A 16,849-nucleotide genomic window follows, 5' to 3' on the forward strand; every position below is an offset into this window, starting at 1 on the left:
CGGCCCGGTTGGGCGGAACGTACGAGACGTGTGTCACGTCGCGCTGCCGGCTCCGGCGCTACTCCGCCGCCTCCTCGTACGGCAGCAGATCCGGCCGCTTGGCCGGGAGGCCGTCGCCGGAGGAGCGGCCCGTCAGCCGGCGTCCGATCCAGGGCAGCAGGTGCTGCCGGGCGAACCGGGCGTCGGCGACCCGCCGCGAGGTCCACCCCGGCGGCAGCGTGGCCGGCATCGGCGTGCGCCACTCGGTGTCCTCGGGGTCGTACCCGAGCGTCTGCCACACGGCCTCCGCGACCCTGCGGTGCCCCTCCGCCGAGAGGTGCAGCCGGTCCACGTCCCACAGGCGCGGGTCACTGAGCGACGGGGCGCCGTACAGGTCGACGACGACGGCGCCGTGCCGCGCGGCCAGCTCGTCCACGTGGGCGAACAGCTCCTCCATGCGCGGCCGGAACCGCTCCAGCACCGGGCCCTGGCGGCCGGGGCTGCGCATCAGGACCAGCTGTTTGCAGGACGGGGCCAGCCGCTCCACGGCCTCGGTCAGCAGAGCGCGCACGCGCACCATGTCGCACTTGGGCCGCAGGGTGTCGTTGAGCCCGCCGACCAGCGTGATCACGTCGGCCTGCATGGCCGCCGCGACCTCGACCTGCTCGTCGACTATCTGGCGGATCAGCTTCCCGCGCACCGCGAGGTTGGCGTACCGGAAGCCGGGCGTACGGGCGGCCATCCGGCCGGCGAGGAGGTCGGCCCAGCCCCGGTAGGAGCCGTCCGGGAGGAGGTCCGACATGCCCTCGGTGAAGGAGTCGCCGACCGCGACCAGGCTGCTGTGGGTGGGATTCGTCTGCATGGCGACAGAAATAGTATCCCGTGCACATACCCGTCGGTCGGTCGGCCTGCGTCCCCTGACCGCACGCCCGCTGCCCGCAACCTCACGCCCGCTGCCCGAACAGCTCCCGCAGCACGTCCTCCATGGTCACCACCCCGCCCAGCCGCCCGTCGCTCCCCAGGACGGCCGCCAGGTGCGTCCGGCTGCCGCGCATGGCGGTGAGCACGTCGTCCAGCGGGGTGCTCTCCCGTACGCGCGCGATGGGCCGCATGTCGTCCACCTGGAACGGCACGTCCCGCGGGGAGGCGTCCAGCGCGTCCTTCACATGCAGATAGCCGACGATGTGGCGGCCGGAGTCGACGACCGGGAAGCGGGAGAAGCCCGACTCGGCCGACAGCCCCTCCAGCTCCTCCGGAGTGACGCCCACGCGCGCGTAGACGACGCGTTCCAGCGGAAGCACCACGTCACGCACCGGCCGACGACCCAGTTCCAGGGCGTCGTGCAACCGCTCCCGCGCGCGCTCGTCGATCAGGCCGGCCTCACCGGAGTCCCGCACCAGGCGGGCCAGCTCGGCGTCCGAGAACGTGGCGGTGACCTCGTCCTTGGTCTCGACGCGCATCAGCTTCAGGAGCGCGTTGGCGAAGGCGTTGATCGTGAAGATCACCGGCCGCAGCGCCCGCGACAGCGTGACCAGCGGCGGGCCGAGCACCAGGGCGCTGCGCACCGGCTCCGCAAGGGCGATGTTCTTCGGCACCATCTCGCCGAGCAGCATGTGCAGATACGTGGCCAGCGTCAGGGCGATCACGAAGGACACGACGTGCCCCGCGCCCTCCGGCACGCCCACCGCGTGGAACACCGGCTCCAGCAGATGCTCGATGGCGGGCTCCGCGACCACACCGAGCACCAGCGTGCACAGCGTGATGCCGAGCTGTGCCGCGGCCATCAGCGCGGACACGTGCTGCAGACCCCACAGCACGCTCTTGGCGCGCCGGTCGCCCCGGTCGGCGTACGGCTCGATCTGCGAGCGCCGAACCGAGATGAGCGCGAACTCGGCGCCCACGAAGAAGGCGTTCACGACCAGCGTCGCGAAACCGATGAGCAGCTGTACGGCGGTCATCGCTCGCCCTCCTTCTCGTCCTGCTCCGCCGCCTCGTCCAGCGGCGCGTGCATCAGCACCCGCGCGGCCCTGCGCCCCGCGGCGTCCACCACGTCGAGGCGCCAGCCGGCGACCTCGACACAGTCACCGACCGCGGGGATCCGGCCGAGCTCCGTCGCGACGAGACCGGCCAGGGTCTCGTACGGCCCGTCGGGCGCCCTCAGCCCCACGCGCGCGAGCTGGTCCATCCGCGCCGAGCCGTCGGCCGAGTACAGCGCCCGGCCCTCGTCGTCGCTGCCCGCGTGGGCGAGGTCGGGTGTCTCGTGCGGGTCGTGCTCGTCGCGCACCTCGCCGACGACCTCCTCGACGATGTCCTCCAGCGTCGCCACGCCCGCCGTACCGCCGTACTCGTCGATCACCACGGCCATGGTGCGCTTGCCGGAGAGCCGGTCCAGGAGCCGGTCGACGGTGAGTGTCTCGGGGACGAGGAGCGGCTCGCGCATGAGCTCGGCCACGGAGACGCGCGGACGCGCATCGGCGGGCACCGCCAGGATGTCCTTGATGTGTGCGGTCCCCACGACCGAGTCGAGGCTGCCGCGGTAGACGGGGAACCGGGACAGCCCGGTCGCCCGGGTCGCGTTCGCCACGTCCTCACACGTCGCCTGGGCGTCGAGGGCGACGACCTGGACGCGCGGGGTCATGACGTTCTCCGCGGTCAGGTCGGCCAGGTTGAGGGTTCGTACGAAGAGCTCGGCGGTGTCCGCCTCCAGCGCGCCCTCACGGGCGGAGTGCCGGGCGAGGGCGGCCAGCTCCTGGGGGCCGCGCGCGGCGGCCAGCTCCTCGGTGGGTTCCACGCCGAAGCGGCGGACGATGCGGTTCGCCGTGTTGTTGAGGTGGGTGATGAAGGGGCGGAAGATCGCGCTGAACCAGCGCTGCGCGTTGCCGACCCGCTTGGCCACGGCCAGCGGCGAGGAGATCGCCCAGTTCTTGGGCACCAGCTCGCCGACGACCATCAGGACGATGGTCGACAGCGCCGTGCCGATCACCAGCGCGATCGAGCCGGCCGCCGAGTGGGAGACGCCGAGCGACTCCAGCGGGCCCGCGATGAGCCTCGCGATCGACGGCTCGGCGAGCATGCCGACGACCAGGTTGGTGACCGTGATGCCGAGCTGTGCGCCGGAGAGCTGGAACGTCAGATTCCGTACGGCCTTGAGGGCGCCGGACGCGCCCCGCTCGCCGCGTTCCACGGCCCGCTCCAGCTCGCTGCGCTCGACCGTGGTCAGCGAGAACTCCGCCGCGACGAAGGCACCGCAGGCGAGCGACAGCAGGATCGCCACCAGCAGGAGGAGCACTTCGGTCATCGGGTCACCTCCGTCCCATGGTCGGACAGGGTGGGGAGGATCGCGCGATGTCGGGTACTGGGAGGCTCGCCCATGGGCGGACGCTCACACCTTTCCTAAGAGGGCCGAAGTGGTCCAGCAATAGTAAAGGACGGGCAAAGTGATTCGGTATGTGATCCGTGTGTGATCCCAGTCCGAGGTGATTCAGTCGTTCAGCGGCTTCACCCACCGCCGCCAGTGATCCTCCGGCGAGTACCCGGCCGCGCGCCAGGCATGGTGCGCGTTCTCGTTGCGCTGGAGCACCATCGCGTCACCACGGCGCCCTCCCAGCCGTACGAACCGCTCCTCCGCCGCGGCCAGCAGCGCCGAGCCGATGCCGCGGCGGCGGCGCTGCGGGTGCACCGCCAGCCGGTACAGATGACAGCGCCAGCCGTCGAAGCCCGCGATCACCGTGCCGACCAGCTCGCCGTCCAGCTCCGCCAGGATCAGCGCCTCGGGATCGCGGGCGACCAGCCGCTCCACGCCGTCCCGGTCGTCACTGATGCTCGTGCCCTCGGCGGCCGTCTTCCAGAAGGCCAGCACGCTGTCGAGGTCGCCGGCCGTCGCGGGCCGTATCCGCAGATCAGTCATGCCGTGATCCCATCACGGGCCGCGGAACGGGAAGCGGAATTCCATTATCCGGACGGCTACTTGCCGCGCAGCCGCGCCATCACCGGGGCGAACGCCTCCATGTACGGCTCGAGGACCGTCAGATACGAGAATCCGTACCGCTCGCGCTGGGCCAGCACCTGCGCGGTGATCTGGTCCAGGGTGCCGGTCATGATGATGGGCAGCGCCAGGGCCTGCTCCAGGGTCAGCTCCGGCACCCGGTCGAGGAGCGGCTGGATCACGGCCTCGCGGTCCTCCGTGACGGTCACCATCTGCAGGAGCAGGTTCAGCTCGGCCGGTTCCGGCCGATCCGCCGCGAACTTCCGGTAGCGGGCGACCCGTTCGTCGAGCTGTTCGGCCGTGACGGGGAGCAGCCGCCCGGTCGAGCTCTTCGGGTCCGGGTAGGCGCCTCCGAACGCCGCGATGTCGGCGTGCTCGGCGGTCAGCCGCAGGACGCGGTCGCCGTTGCCGCCGACCAGCAGCGGCACTCGGGGCTGCTGCGTCGGCTGCGGCCGGTACGACTCGGCGACGAGCAGCCGCCCGAGTTCCTCGACCGTGCGCCGCAGGTGGTCCACGCGCTCGCGAGGAGTGCCGAACGGCAGACCCGCCGTATCGTGCTCCGCCTGCACGTAACCCGCGCCCAGCCCCAGTTCCAGCCGACCGCCCGTCAGCGCGTCGGTCGTCGCCACCTCCCGGGCGAGCAGGGCCGGGTTCCAGAACCCCGCGTTGAGCACGAACGTGCCCAGGCGCGGCCGCTCGGTCGCCCCGGCCGCCGCGACCAGGGCCGGGAACGGAGCCGGCATGCCCAGATGGTCCGGGACCAGGATCACGTCGTAGCCGAGTTCCTCGGCCCGGCGGCACTTGGCGCGCCACTCGTCGGCAGGGGCGGCGGTCATCAGGTTGACGCCGAAACGGAACGGACGGGGGCCCACCGGTCGCGACATGAACTCTCCTCGCCTTGACGGGACTTGAGCGGCTGCCGTGATTCCATCACTCGTGCGCGATGGCCGCCAGCACATTCATGCGCGATGCACGCAACGCGGGCAGCAGCGCCGCCACCACGCCCACCACCGCCGAGCCGATCACCACGGCCACGATCGTGCCCCAGGGGATCGCCAGCGCCGTCATGCCCTGCAACGCCAGCACCTGCTGGGTGCACACGCCCCACACCAGCCCCAGCGCGAGCCCGAGGACCGCGCCGAACACGGCGATCACCACCGACTCCAGGCGGATCATGCGGCGCAGTTGACGGCGCGCGAGCCCGATGGCCCTGAGCAGCCCGATCTCCCGGGTGCGTTCGACGACCGACAGCGCGAGGGTGTTGACCACGCCGAGCACCGCGATGATGATCGCGAGGCCGAGCAGGGCGTACACGAGGTAGAGCAGCACGGCGATCTGGTTGTGCACCAGTTCCTTGTAGTCGGCGATGTCCCGGACCTGCACCTGGGGGTACGGGTCGAGCGTCTTCTCCAGGCCGGCCCGCAGGTCGTCCGCGCTCGTGCCGGAGGCGGCGTTGACGTACACGGCGGCGTCCTGACCGCCCGGCGCGTACTTCTCCAGCGTGGCCAGGCCGAAGTAGATGCCGCCCTGGGAGCCGAACCCGTCGGCGGACTCCTGGTCGGTGAGGGCACCGACCGTCAGCTCGGCCCGCCGGTCGCCCTGGAACTCGACGGGGAGGGTGCCGCCGACGCGTACGCCGTGGTCCGCGGCGAAGTCCTTGTCCATGGCGAGGTGCCCGTCCGCGAGGGCCGCCGCGCTGTCGCCCTGTGCGTAGGTGATGTTGGCGACCTCGTCGAGCTGCGGTTCATAGGCCGCGGCGGTCGTCTGCACGCGGTCGCCGTCCGGAAGGCGCACCGCGATCGTGGTGAACTGCGAGCGTACGACGAGGCCCACGCCCTCGGTGTCCCGGATCCGGTCGGTGATCTCCCGGGGGAACGGCACGAAGTTGCTGTTCTGCACCACGAAGTCGGCGCCCAGCGTCTTGTCGATCTGCTCGTCGAACGACTTGGTCATCGAGGCGCTCGCCACCGACATCCCGCCGACCAGCGCGAGGCCGACCATCAGGGCGGCGGCCGTGGCGCCGGTGCGGCGTGGATTGCGCAGGGCGTTGCGCTGGCTCATCCGGCCGATCGTGCCGAACAGTGCGGGGAAGGCCCCGCCGAGGACCCGGATCACCGGCCGTACGAGCAGCGGGCCGGCGATCACGGTCGCGATGAGCGTCAGGATGACGCCGAGGCCCAGCAGGGACGCCGCCGTCGATGTCTTCGACGACACGACACAGCCCACGAGCGCCGCCGCCCCGGCCGCCCCGACCACCGCGCCGACGACCGCCCGCAGCCGCAGCGGCCGTCCGATGTCGGCGATCTCGGCGTCCGCGAGGGCCGCCATCGGCGACACGCCCGCCGCGCGCCGGGCCGGGAGGTAGGCCGCGACGAAGGTGACACCGAGACCGACGACGTACGCGACGACCGGCGTCCCCCAGCCGATGACCATCTCGGCGGCCCTGATGTTCATGCCCAGCAGGCCCATCAGCTCGATGAGCGCGACGGCCAGCCCGATGCCGGCCGCGAGCCCCAGCGTCGAGCCGACCAGGCCGAGCAACAGCGCCTCGGCGAGGACCGAGCGCCGCACCTGGCGCCGGTCCGCGCCGAGGGCCCGCAGGAGGCCCAGCTCGCGGGTGCGCTGGGCGATCAGCATGGAGAAGGTGTTGACGATCAGGAAGACGCCGACGAGTACGGCGATCCCGGCGAAGCCGAGCATCACGTACTTGATGATGTCGAGGAACCCGCCCAGCTGTTCGACGTCCGACTCGGCCTGCTCGTCGGCGGTGCGCAGTTCGTAGGCGCCGCTGTCACCGCCGAGCTGCTCGGCCACGCGCCGCTTGAGGTCCGCGTCGCTGATGCCCTCGGCCGCGTCGATCGAGATGCTGGTGGCCGCCTTCGGGTCGCCCAGGAGCTTCGTCCGGGCGGCCTCGGTGTCGAAGAAGACCAGTGCGGCGCCGGGGTTGGTGGTGGTGAAGGTGGCGATGCCGACGACCTCGACCGGGAAGGAGCCCTCCTGCCCGATGACCGTCAGGCGGTCGCCGATCCGTACGTCCTTGCTGTCGGCGGTCTCCGCGTCGAGCAGCACCTGCGCGTCGCCCTCGGGGGCGTGCCCGGACGTGAGTTCCACGGGGCTGCGTTCGGTCGGGTTCCAGGCGGTCCCCAGCGTCGGGGCGCCGGTGGTCGGGCCCACCGACTCGCGGTCCTTGCCGACGACGGTGAGGCCCTCGACGTCCACCTCCGGCCGTGCCGCGGCCACACCGTCGACCCGGGCCAGCCGGTCGGCGAGCGAGGCCGGCAGGGTCAGGGTCTGCCCGGAGGGGATCGTCTCGTCGAAGGTCTCCTTCGGGGTGACGGTCACGTCGGCGGCGGTCGAGGCGAAGAGCCGGTCGAACGTGCGGCTGACGGTGTCGGAGAAGATCAGGCTGCCCGCGACGAAGGCCACGGACAGGATGACCGCCAGCGCGGAGAGCAGCAGCCGCCCCTTGTGGGCGAGGAAGCTCCTGAGCGTCGCCTTGAGCACCGGGTCAGCGCTCCTCGGGCGGGGCGGGCCGCTCGGACGGCGCGGGCGAGGCGGACACCGGCCCGTTGCCGGGGATCGCCCCCGGTGCGGGGCCGCCGCCGTCGAACGGGCCGCGGGTCACGTCGAAACGCTTCATGCGCTCCAGGACGGCATCCGCCGTCGGCCGTTGCATCTCGTCGACGATCCGTCCGTCGCCCAGGAAGAGAACCAGGTCGGAGTGGGCGGCGGCGCCCGGGTCATGGGTGACCATGACGACGGTCTGCCCCAGCTGGTCGACGGCCTCGCGCAGGAAGCCGAGCACCTCCAGACCGGCGCGCGAGTCCAGATTGCCGGTCGGCTCGTCGGCGAAGATCAGCTCCGGCCGGGAGGCCAGCGCGCGGGCGCAGGCGACGCGTTGCTGCTGGCCGCCGGAGAGCTGGGACGGCCGGTGCTTGAGGCGGTCCCGCAGCCCGAGTGTGTCGATGACCTGGTCCAGCCACTTCTCGTCGGGCTTCCTGCCCGCGATGTCCATGGGCAGGGTGATGTTCTCGGCCGCGTTCAGGGTCGGGATCAGGTTGAACGACTGGAACATGAACCCGATCCGGTCCCGCCGCAGCCGGGTCAGCTCGCGCTCCTTCAGCCCGGTGATCTCGGTGTCGCCGAGCCACACCTGCCCCGCCGAGACGTCGTCGAGGCCCGCCAGACAGTGCATCAGCGTGGACTTCCCGGAACCCGACGGCCCCATGACGGCGGTGAAACGCCCGCGCGCGATGTCCACGTCCACCGAGTCGAGGGCGAGCACCGTGGTCTCACCCGAGCCGTACGCCTTGGTCAGAGCGCGGGCGCGGGCCGCGATGCCGTCGGCCGGCGCGGGGCCCGGGGCGTAACGGGAAGCTGCTGTGGACAAGACCGCCTCCTCATGGACGGAACGACTCGTCGTCACCGCCGAGACTAATGTGATCCACCGCACACCCGGTATCCCTCCGAGGTCCCGGTCGGTCTCCGCCGCAGGTCGGGTCCCTGATACCGATGTAAGGGGCACCCGTCTGTCCGGGGTGGTCCCTTGATCTCCGGTGGGCTCCGGAGCGGGCCCTTGCCGTGCTAGCGCGGTCGCGCTAGCTTCGAAGTATGGCGAAGACCCAGTTGAACGTGAGGGTGGACGAGGGCACGGCCCGCGCCGCCCGCGAACGCGCGCTGGCCCGAGGTGTGAGCGTCAACCGCTACATCGAGGAGCTGGTCAAGCAGGACACCGGCGAGGTCGGCAACACGTTCGTGGAGGCCGCCGCCGATTTCATGAAGCAGTACGAGTCGGTGTTCGCCGAGGAGTTCGGCGCGGACCGTGAGGGCACGCGCGAAGGTCGCCACTGATCCGTTGAGCCATCTGAACATCGACCTTGCCTGGCTGCTGATGCTCGCCGAACAGAACACCCCGGGGGACCCCCAGGTCACCGACTGGGGAGCCCTCGTCGCGGCCGTCGCACGCCATGAGGCCGAGATATTCGACGTCCCCGTCTACGACAGCCCGCAGGCCCGAGCCGCATCCCTGCTCCAACTCCTCATCCACGTCCCCGCGTTGGAGCGCTCCAACGCCCTGTTCGCCTCCGCCGTCGCCTACGCCTATCTCGTCGCCAGCGGCCTCAAGGTCGTCACCTCGCCCGAGCAGGTGCGCGACCTGGCCCGGCTGGTGAAGAGCGGCGAGGCCACGGTGCACGACATCGCGCGGGAACTTCGGCAGTGGAGCCTGTGACTACTCGCTGACCGGCGGACGCCACGCCGTCCCGAGAGCGCAGTACGACGAGGGCAATGTCGGCCCCTGCTCCGGCATCATCACCCGCCGGACGGGGCCGAGTTCGAAGCCGGCCCCGCGCAGCGCCCCGACCGGGTCGCGGGAGACATGGCAGCCGCCGCTCACCAGCGGCCACACCGTCCGGTCCAGGGCGCGCTGAGTGAGGAGCATGGCGCGCCCGCCGCCCCGCCCGTGCTCGAAGAACCGCACGACACCGCCGGGCCGCAGCACCCGCCGTACCTCACCGAGCGCACGCGGCACGTCCCGCACGCTGCACAGCACCAGCGAGAGCACCACGGCGTCGAAGGCCTCGCTCTTGACCGGCAGCGCCTCCGCCGCGCCCGGCACGACATCCACGGGCACGCCCGCGCGCAGCGCCGACTCCACCGCCAACTGCCGCAGCAGGCGCTCCGGTTCGATGGCGACGACCTCCGAGACGGCACGCGGATAGTGCGCGAAGTTCAGGCCGTTGCCCGCGCCGATCTCGATCACCCGGCCGGACAGCCCGGCCAGCAGCCGGTCGCGGACACCGCCCATGCCCATCCGGGTCTCGGCGCTGACGCTGGTCCGGGCGTAGAAGCGGGCGAACAGCGGGTGGTGCACCGCATCCCGTGGCACCTTGCCGGAGACGGCGGACCGTGGGGACCGTAGGGCCATGGGGACCTCCCGGGCGGGACGTGACTCACCCTGATTGTCCCCCGTGAGGGGCCGACGCACCCCCCGCCGTTGCGGTGGCTGCCGTTCCGGGCCGGCTCAGCCGATGAAGTCCCGGACCTGCTCGTACACGCCGTGGTCGTTGTTCATGTCGGTGTGCGAGACACAGCCGACTTCGACGTTCGTCGCGCCGCTCAGGATCGCCGTGGTGTCGGGCGTGAGCGCCTCGTCGCAGTTCGACCAGTAGCTGGCGTACGACACGCCACCCGGGGTCTCGTCGCCGGAGTTCAGGGCGGTGAGGAACGGGCTGCCGGTGTTCATCTCCGCGCAGGAGGTGTACAGCCACGCGCACCACGAGGCGGTGGACGTGCCGTGGTTCACCCCTGCCGTGGAGACGAAGTCGTCGACGTACGACGTACCACCGAGGTTCTTGAGGTAGTAGCGGGAACTGAGCGCGCCCAGCGAGTGGACGACCAGGTCGACCTTCGAGGCGCCGGTCCGGGCGAGCACGTTTCTGATCTCGGTCGCGAGCTGCTGGGCGGTGGTGGCGTTCGACTGGGCCCAGTCGTACGACCAGGCGTCCAGCTCGGCCGCCGCGTAACCGTCGGCCTCGAAGTAGCCGGCCCAGTCGTCCCAGCTGCTCGCCGAGCTGCTCAGGCCGTGCACGAAGACGACGGGGTCGTGGGCCGCGGCGTGCGCGGGTGTGGGGGAGAGGGGCAGTGACAGAAGGAGCGATGCGGCCAGGGCCGAGGCGGCCGTGGCGATGCGACGCTTGTGGCGCTGCATGATGCCTCCTGAAACGTGTGGGGTTGTCAGGAGTGTCGAGCCGGTCTACGCGCGCCGCATCGGTGAAATCGCCGGTCTTTACGGTTCAAATAACTCGCCAGTAACGTCATTCGTGTGGTGACACCGGTGAACCCCCCACCTCTTGACCGCACTTCGCCACCGCAGCGCACGGACGCGTGGCGAGAACGGGCCGCCACCCTTCCCGAAGGGGTCCGGGTACGGGTGCTGCGTGCCGTGTACGGCGATCCGCGCGCCGCCGCCGAACTGGTCCCGCGTCTGACCGACCGCCAGGCGAGGGGCCTCGACCCGCTGCCCACGGACCCGGCCGAGCTGGCCCCGGCCCTGCTGCGCGAACGCCGATCGGAGATAAGGGCGTTGCCGGACGACACCCGCCTGCTCCTGCTCCTCGCCGCGGCCGACCAGTACCCGGTCCCCACCGACGCCTTTCTGCGCGCCGTCATGGCCGCCAGCCTCGACACCCGGTCCCTGGACGCGGCCGACGCTGCCGGGATCGCGCATGCGGGTGCCGGCGGAGTGGTGTTCCGCGACGCGTGGACGCGGATCGCGGCCTACGAGACGGGCTCCCCGGCCGACCGCCGCGACGTCCACCGCCTGCTGGCCCGTGTGCTGGGCGGCGCGGGCGAGACACCGTGGCGCTCCTGGCACCGGGGTGCCGGCGCGCCCGGCCCCAGTGGCCGACTCGCGGCGGAACTCGGCGCCGCCGCGCGCACGGCAGCGACCGCGGGGCGGCTCCCCTTGGCGCGGGCATTGGCGGAACGGGCCGCAGCCCTGTGCCCCGAACCGTCCGAGCAGGCCCGCCTGCTGACCCGGGCGGCCGGGTACGCCTGGCGATCGGGCGACGGCGAACGGGCACGGCTGTTGGCGGCTGCCGGCTCCGAGGACGCCCTGAGCGGGGTGCTCGACCTGCGGGCGGGGAATGCGGGCGAGGCGTTCGACGCGTTGGTGTCGGCGGCGGTTCGGACGGGGTGTGATGCCGGGGCGCGAGAGGGCTCGCGGTCCACGGCCCGCACCCCGGCCCCCGCCACCCACCTCCTTGCCCGCGCCACCGAAGCCGCCATCTACACCGGAGACCTACGTCGCCTGCGCGAGGCCTCGCGTGTGGCCGACCGACTCGGGATCGTCCCGCCAGGGACGCTGGGCGGGCTCGTGGCGGCACTCGACGGGCGGTACGAGGATGCGCGTGACCTGCTGGAGGCGGCGGCCGGGCGATGTGGACCGGGTGGTGACCCCACCGTGCTCCTCCACGCCGGGATCGCCGCCCTGCTCCTCGGCGACCACCCCCGCGCGGCCACCGCGACCGTCCGTGCGGCCGCCTCCGCCCGGGCGCGGGGCGCCCCCGTGACCGTGCCGCAGGCGATGGAATTCCGTGTGTACGCCGACTTCTGGACCGGACGCCCCCGTGCCGGCGAGGCCGCCGCGACGGACGCGCTGTGGCAGGCCCACGCCACCGGTCAGGACAACGGCGCCTGTCATCTGCAGGCGGCCCTGGCCATGTTCGCGGCGCTCACCGGAGACGCGGACCTCTGCCGCGAACGCGCCGCGAGCGCACGGTCGTACGCCCTCGCCCGTGGCCTGGGCCTGCCCGCCGCGCTCGCCCAGTGGGCGCTCGCTGTCCTCGACCTGAGCGGCGGCCGCTTCGCCGCCGCGGCCGCCCGGCTGCGCGCCCTGGCCGGGTTCGGACCCGGGCACGGTCACCGGGCCGTCCGCCACCTGGCCACCCCGCACTACGTCGAGGCCGCCGTCCGCACCGGCGACACCCGGGTCGCCCGCGTCGCCCACGCCGACTACCACCGCTGGGCGAACGCTGTGCGCAGCCCCGACGACCTGGCCCTCAGCGCCCGCTGCCGAGCCCTCCTCACGTCCGGCGCGGAAGCCGTGGACCACTACCGCGTGGCCCTCGACCTGCACTCCCACGGCACCCGCGACTTCGAACGCGCCCGTACGGAGCTGCTGTTCGGCAGCGCGCTGCGCCGACTGCGCCGCCGTACGGAGGCACGCGACCGCCTGCACAGCGCCTTGGAGGCGTTCGACTCCTTCGGCGCCCCGCACTGCGCGGCCCGGGCCCGCTGCGAACTCCGCGCCCTGGGCACGCCGGCCACCCCCACGCGAACCGGCCCCGACAATCCGACCGGCCGCCTCACGGCCCAGCAGTTCCTGGTCGCCCGTATGGCCGCCGAGGGAGCCACCAACCGGGAGATCGCCGATCGCCTCGCCCTCAGCCCGCGCACGATCGACCACCACCTGCGGGGCGTCTTCAGCCGCCTGGGGATTCGTTCCCGTATCGAGCTGGTGCGGCTCATCGCCGAGGTCGACGAGAGCGAGGGAGGCGGGACCGGCTAGGCGTCGGCGAAGGCGCGGGCGAACCCGGCGAGGTTCCGCGGGCAGGTCCAGATCGCCCGCGTCATCCGGTGTTCGAACAAGTCCTCCGGCTCGGCGTCGGGCCGGGGATCGACATGGGCCAGTATTTCCAGGACATCGCGAAGGTTGTCCAGCTCGTCGTCGAGCGGCATGTCGTCACACGGATGCTCGTCATGGGCGCAGGTGGCCCCTCCGAGAGCCTGCTCGACGGCGCCCATCGCCTTCAGCACACGGGCCTCGGCCGCCGGATCCGGACGGGCGTAGATCACGTAGGGCCCTGTCAGCACCAGTCCGAGGGTCCACAGAGCGGTGTCCGGACCGCCGGCTCGGACGCTCGCTTCGAGGTTCCTCGCGCAGTCCAGTACCGCCTCCGGCGCATCGCCGAGGTAGTAGCCCTGGCGGATCTCGTCCCACGTGTCGATCAATTCGCCCCACTCCGCGGGAACGGCGGGCTTCACGGCGCCTCCCTCCCTCGGAACCCCTCCGCATCCCACGTCCCGAACAACCGCGGCGCCAGCCAACCCGGCGCCGCAGCACGGAAGTCGGCCGGTGCCAGCGCCCCCGCGCCGGTCGGCACCGCACCCAGCAGCGGGGCCCCCGCCACCTCGGGCAGGTCGGCGACATTGCAGCGCGACGCCAGATCCGGTGCCGCGGGCCAGCTGCCGATCACCACACCCAGCAAGTCCACTCGGCGTGAGCGCAGTTCACGCGCCGTCAGCTCCGTCGTGTTCAACGTGCCCAGACCTGCCGACGCCACCACGAGCACCGGCGCCGCCATCAGCTCGGCCGCGTCCGCCAGCGTGCCGCCCGTCTCGTCGAAGCGGACGAGCAGCCCGCCCGCCCCCTCCACCAGCACCAGGTCGTGCTCGGCGGCCAACTTGGCGGCCGCCTCGGCGATCTCCTGCGGGCGGACGGCAGGCCGAGCGGCTCGCCGCGCCGCCGTCGCCGGGGCCAACGGGTCGGGGTAGCGGGCGAGTTCGGCGGTCGTCACCACGCCCGCGAGCCGTGCCGTCTCCTCCGCGTCCCCGCTCTCGTCCGGCCCTACGCCGGTCTGCGCGGCCTTGAGCACCGCCACCGACCGGCCGGCGCCCATCGCCGTCGCGGCGACCGCGGCGGTCGTGACCGTCTTGCCGACCTCCGTGCCCGTCCCCGTGATCACCAGGATCGGCATGTTCATCCCTCTCGTACTGCCGCGCGCACCGCACGGCCGATCCGTGCCACGTCCGCGTCGTCCGTGACGTACGGCGGCATCGTGTAGACGAGGTCGCGGAACGGCCGCAGCCATACGCCCTCGCGCACGGCGGCCGCCGTCGCCGCCTCCATGTCGACGGCGTGGTCGAGTTGCACGACCCCGATCGCACCGAGCACCCGTACGTCCTTGACGCCCGGAATGTCGGCCGCGGGGGCGAGCCCCTCACGCAGCCCAGCCTCGATCCGCTTGACCTCGGCCGGCCAGTCCTGACCGAGAAGCAGCTCGATCGAGGCGCAGGCGACCGCGGCGGCGAGCGGGTTGCCCATGAACGTCGGGCCGTGGGCCAGAACCGGCACATCGCCCCGCGAGATCCCGTCCGCCACGCGCGAGGTGCACAGCGTCGCGGCCATCGTCATGTAGCCGCCCGTCAGGGCCTTGCCCACGCACATCACATCCGGCGTCACCGCCGCGTGGTCCGCCGCGAACAGCGCGCCCGTGCGCCCGAAGCCGGTCGCGATCTCGTCGAACACCAGCAGCACGTCGTGCGCGTCGCACGCCTCCCGCAGCACCCGCAGATACCCGGGGGAGTGGAACCGCATCCCGCCCGCGCCCTGCACCACAGGCTCGACGATCACCGCCGCCAGTTCGTCGGCGTGCCGCTCGATGAGCGAGCGCAGTTGATCGGCGTACGACTCCTCGTACTCGGACGGCGGCGGGTCCGCGAACACCTGGCGCTGGAGCACCCCGGTCCACAGCTCGTGCATCCCGCCCTCGGGGTCGCACACCGACATCGGCTGCCAGGTGTCGCCGTGGTAGCCGCCGCGCCAGGTCAGCAGCCGCTGCTTGCCGGGGCGACCCAGCGAACGCCAGTACTGCAGGCACATCTTGACCGCGACCTCGACGGACACCGACCCGGAGTCCGCGAGGAAGACATGCTCCAGACCGTCGGGCGACATGTCGACAAGGAGCTTTGCCAGGCGTACGGCGGGCTCGTGGGTGAGCCCGCCGAACATCACATGGCTCATCCGCGACAGCTGCTCGCGCGCGGCCTCGTTGAGCACCGGGTGGTTGTAGCCGTGGATCGCCGACCACCAGGACGACATACCGTCGACCAGTTCGCCCGTGTCGTCCGCCAAGGTCAGCCGCACCCCGCTCGCCGATTCCACGACGAGCGGCTCGATACGGCCGGGCATCGGGCCGTACGGATGCCAGACGTGCCGCCGGTCCAGCTCCAGCAGCTCGGGCACGGTCAGGCCGGCCCCGTGACGCGGGTCAGGCATTGGGCGCGAGGTCCGTTCCGGCGCCCCGGCGGCGCACGGCGACGAGGTCGGTGCGCGGCTCGGTGACCAGGTCGGTGCGCGGCTCGCCGGACGCCGCGGCGGGGTCGGCCGTACCGCACACACCGCCGCCTTCGTGCGATCCGCACCCGGCGCTCTCGTCCGATCCGCACCCGGCACCGTCGTGCGATCCGCACCCGGCGCTCTCGTGCGAGCCGCACCCGCCCCCGGCCGTCGCCCGGTGCTCCGGCAGCGTCACCTGGTCGGTGCCCTCCACCTCGAACCCGGCGTCCGCGATCATCTCCAGGTCGGCCTTGCCGGCCTGGCCCTCGGTGGTCAGGTAGTCGCCGAGGAAGATCGAGTTGGCCAGGTTCAGGGCGAGGGGCTGCATGGTGCGCAGGTGGACCTCGCGGCCACCGGCGATCCGGACCTCGACGTCGGGGCAGACGAACCGCACCATCGCCAGGATGCGCAGGCACCGCTGCGGGGTGAGGTTCCACTCCTTGGCGAGCGGGGTGCCCTCGACCGGGATCAGGAAGTTGACCGGCACCGAGTCGGGGTCCAGCTCGCGCAGCGAGTAGACGACGTCGACCAGGTCCTCGTCGCTCTCACCCATGCCCGCGATCAGGCCCGAGCAGGCCGAGAGGCCCGCCGCGTGCGCCTTGTTCACGGTGTCGACACGGTCGGCGTAGGTGTGCGTGGTCGTGATGTCCGCGTACGTGCTCTCGGAGGTGTTGAGGTTGTGGTTGTAGGCGTCCGCGCCCGCCTCACGCAGCCGCTCGGCCTGGCCGTCGGAGAGCAGGCCGAGGCAGGCGCACACCTCGACGCCCTCGTTCTCGTCCTTGATCGCCTTGATGGTCTTGGAGACCCGGTCCACGTCCCGGTCGGTCGGGCCGCGCCCGGACGCCACCAGGCAGACGCGCTTGGCGCCTCCCGCCAAACCGGCGGCCGCGGCCTGGGAGGCCTCGTCCGGCTTAAGCCAGGTGTACTTCAGGATGCCGGTGGTCGAGCCGAGCCGCTGCGAACAGTAGTTGCAGTCCTCCGGACACAGGCCCGACTTGAGGTTGACGAGATAGTTGAGTTTCACCCGTCGGCCGAACCACTGCCGGCGCACCTTCCCGGCCGCGGCCACCACATCGAGCAGGTCGTCGTCGGAAGTGGCGAGGACGGCCAAGGCTTCCTCGCGGGTCGGCAGCTCGCGCCGAAGCCCCTTGTCCACCAGCGTGTTCAGCAGGTCCATGGGAGCTGATCCTGACGTACGGAGGGCCTCGGAGCCAAGGAGAGTTTGCACAACCCTGTCCATTGGATGTGTGGGTATTGCCACACCG

General features: G+C 72.1%; 16 protein-coding genes. 3 read left to right on the plus strand and 13 right to left on the minus strand.

Going from position 1 to position 16,849, the window contains the following annotated elements; all coding sequences use genetic code 11:
* Positions 1-58 precede the first annotated feature (58 nt).
* The 7 genes from ACWGDB_RS22025 to ACWGDB_RS22055 all read right to left on the minus strand — a co-directional run bounded on the left by ACWGDB_RS22025 (position 59) and on the right by ACWGDB_RS22055 (position 8,354).
* Positions 59-841, minus strand: coding sequence for an SGNH/GDSL hydrolase family protein (locus ACWGDB_RS22025; RefSeq protein WP_453823948.1), 783 nt, complete (start codon positions 839-841; stop codon positions 59-61).
* 82 nt (positions 842-923) lie between these two features.
* Complete coding sequence (locus ACWGDB_RS22030) at positions 924-1,937, minus strand: hemolysin family protein (RefSeq protein WP_453823949.1); 1,014 nt, start codon at positions 1,935-1,937, stop codon at positions 924-926.
* Positions 1,934-3,277, minus strand: a complete 1,344-nt coding sequence (locus ACWGDB_RS22035) for a hemolysin family protein (RefSeq protein WP_453823950.1) — start codon at positions 3,275-3,277, stop codon at positions 1,934-1,936. The genes ACWGDB_RS22030 and ACWGDB_RS22035 overlap by 4 nt, the downstream gene beginning before the upstream one ends.
* A gap of 183 nt (positions 3,278-3,460) precedes the next feature.
* Positions 3,461-3,886, minus strand: coding sequence for a GNAT family N-acetyltransferase (locus ACWGDB_RS22040; protein ID WP_453823951.1), 426 nt, complete (start codon positions 3,884-3,886; stop codon positions 3,461-3,463).
* Positions 3,887-3,942: 56 nt separating this feature from the next.
* Positions 3,943-4,848, minus strand: coding sequence for an LLM class F420-dependent oxidoreductase (locus ACWGDB_RS22045; protein WP_453823952.1), 906 nt, complete (start codon positions 4,846-4,848; stop codon positions 3,943-3,945).
* Between the two features lie 46 nt (positions 4,849-4,894).
* Positions 4,895-7,468 carry an ABC transporter permease gene (locus tag ACWGDB_RS22050; RefSeq protein ID WP_453823953.1) on the minus strand — a complete coding sequence of 858 codons (2,574 nt, stop codon included), beginning with the start codon at positions 7,466-7,468 and terminating at the stop codon, positions 4,895-4,897.
* A 4-nt stretch (positions 7,469-7,472) separates the two neighbouring features.
* Positions 7,473-8,354 (minus strand): ABC transporter ATP-binding protein, encoded by an 882-nt coding sequence (locus tag ACWGDB_RS22055; RefSeq protein WP_453823954.1) that lies wholly within the window; start codon positions 8,352-8,354, stop codon positions 7,473-7,475.
* A gap of 221 nt (positions 8,355-8,575) precedes the next feature.
* Here ACWGDB_RS22055 and ACWGDB_RS22060 point away from each other — a divergent pair, with 221 nt between their 5' ends.
* Both ACWGDB_RS22060 and ACWGDB_RS22065 read left to right on the plus strand, forming a co-directional pair.
* A complete protein-coding gene (locus tag ACWGDB_RS22060; RefSeq protein WP_383599366.1) occupies positions 8,576-8,815 on the plus strand; it encodes a toxin-antitoxin system HicB family antitoxin in 240 nt (79 codons plus the stop codon).
* A gap of 4 nt (positions 8,816-8,819) precedes the next feature.
* Complete coding sequence (locus ACWGDB_RS22065) at positions 8,820-9,194, plus strand: fic family toxin-antitoxin system, toxin component (RefSeq protein ID WP_453824045.1); 375 nt, start codon at positions 8,820-8,822, stop codon at positions 9,192-9,194.
* Here the strand turns inward: ACWGDB_RS22065 and ACWGDB_RS22070 are convergent, their stop codons facing one another.
* Together ACWGDB_RS22070 and ACWGDB_RS22075 are read right to left on the minus strand one after the other, a co-directional pair.
* Positions 9,195-9,890, minus strand: coding sequence for a class I SAM-dependent methyltransferase (locus tag ACWGDB_RS22070; protein ID WP_453823955.1), 696 nt, complete (start codon positions 9,888-9,890; stop codon positions 9,195-9,197).
* Between the two features lie 96 nt (positions 9,891-9,986).
* The gene (locus ACWGDB_RS22075; protein ID WP_453823956.1) at positions 9,987-10,673 is read right to left on the minus strand and encodes an esterase/lipase family protein; all 687 of its coding nucleotides are present in this window, start codon (positions 10,671-10,673) and stop codon (positions 9,987-9,989) included.
* Positions 10,674-10,787: 114 nt separating this feature from the next.
* Here ACWGDB_RS22075 and ACWGDB_RS22080 point away from each other — a divergent pair, with 114 nt between their 5' ends.
* A complete protein-coding gene (locus ACWGDB_RS22080; protein WP_453823957.1) occupies positions 10,788-13,034 on the plus strand; it encodes a LuxR C-terminal-related transcriptional regulator in 2,247 nt (748 codons plus the stop codon).
* Here ACWGDB_RS22080 and ACWGDB_RS22085 read toward each other — a convergent pair.
* Genes ACWGDB_RS22085 through bioB form a run of 4 tightly spaced genes read right to left on the minus strand, consistent with a single transcriptional unit; the run spans position 13,031 to position 16,761 of the window.
* Entirely contained in the window at positions 13,031-13,510 is a 480-nt protein-coding gene (locus tag ACWGDB_RS22085; protein WP_453823958.1) for a hypothetical protein, read from the minus strand. The genes ACWGDB_RS22080 and ACWGDB_RS22085 overlap by 4 nt on opposite strands.
* Positions 13,507-14,223, minus strand: coding sequence for a dethiobiotin synthase (gene bioD, locus ACWGDB_RS22090; RefSeq protein WP_453823959.1), 717 nt, complete (start codon positions 14,221-14,223; stop codon positions 13,507-13,509). Before bioD ends, ACWGDB_RS22085 begins: the two co-directional genes overlap by 4 nt.
* A gap of 2 nt (positions 14,224-14,225) precedes the next feature.
* Entirely contained in the window at positions 14,226-15,524 is a 1,299-nt protein-coding gene (locus tag ACWGDB_RS22095; protein WP_453823960.1) for an adenosylmethionine--8-amino-7-oxononanoate transaminase, read from the minus strand.
* Positions 15,517-16,761, minus strand: a complete 1,245-nt coding sequence (gene bioB, locus ACWGDB_RS22100) for a biotin synthase BioB (RefSeq protein WP_453823961.1) — start codon at positions 16,759-16,761, stop codon at positions 15,517-15,519. The genes ACWGDB_RS22095 and bioB overlap by 8 nt, the downstream gene beginning before the upstream one ends.
* Between the last annotated feature and the right edge of the window lie 88 nt (positions 16,762-16,849).

Source organism: Streptomyces sp. NPDC055013 (genome assembly GCF_053608645.1).

Excerpts from the sequence above, each read along its gene's own strand:
- ACWGDB_RS22025 (WP_453823948.1), bottom strand. The coding sequence starts at position 841 with ATGCAGACGAATCCCACCCACAGCAGCCTGGTCGCGGTCGGCGACTCC.
- ACWGDB_RS22030 (WP_453823949.1), bottom strand. The coding sequence starts at position 1,937 with ATGACCGCCGTACAGCTGCTCATCGGTTTCGCGACGCTGGTCGTGAAC.
- ACWGDB_RS22035 (WP_453823950.1), bottom strand. The coding sequence starts at position 3,277 with ATGACCGAAGTGCTCCTCCTGCTGGTGGCGATCCTGCTGTCGCTCGCC.
- ACWGDB_RS22040 (WP_453823951.1), bottom strand. The coding sequence starts at position 3,886 with ATGACTGATCTGCGGATACGGCCCGCGACGGCCGGCGACCTCGACAGC.
- ACWGDB_RS22045 (WP_453823952.1), bottom strand. The coding sequence starts at position 4,848 with ATGTCGCGACCGGTGGGCCCCCGTCCGTTCCGTTTCGGCGTCAACCTG.
- ACWGDB_RS22060 (WP_383599366.1), top strand. The coding sequence starts at position 8,576 with ATGGCGAAGACCCAGTTGAACGTGAGGGTGGACGAGGGCACGGCCCGC.
- ACWGDB_RS22070 (WP_453823955.1), bottom strand. The coding sequence starts at position 9,890 with ATGGCCCTACGGTCCCCACGGTCCGCCGTCTCCGGCAAGGTGCCACGG.
- ACWGDB_RS22075 (WP_453823956.1), bottom strand. The coding sequence starts at position 10,673 with ATGCAGCGCCACAAGCGTCGCATCGCCACGGCCGCCTCGGCCCTGGCC.
- bioD (WP_453823959.1), bottom strand. The coding sequence starts at position 14,223 with ATGCCGATCCTGGTGATCACGGGGACGGGCACGGAGGTCGGCAAGACG.
- ACWGDB_RS22095 (WP_453823960.1), bottom strand. The coding sequence starts at position 15,524 with ATGCCTGACCCGCGTCACGGGGCCGGCCTGACCGTGCCCGAGCTGCTG.
- bioB (WP_453823961.1), bottom strand. The coding sequence starts at position 16,761 with ATGGACCTGCTGAACACGCTGGTGGACAAGGGGCTTCGGCGCGAGCTG.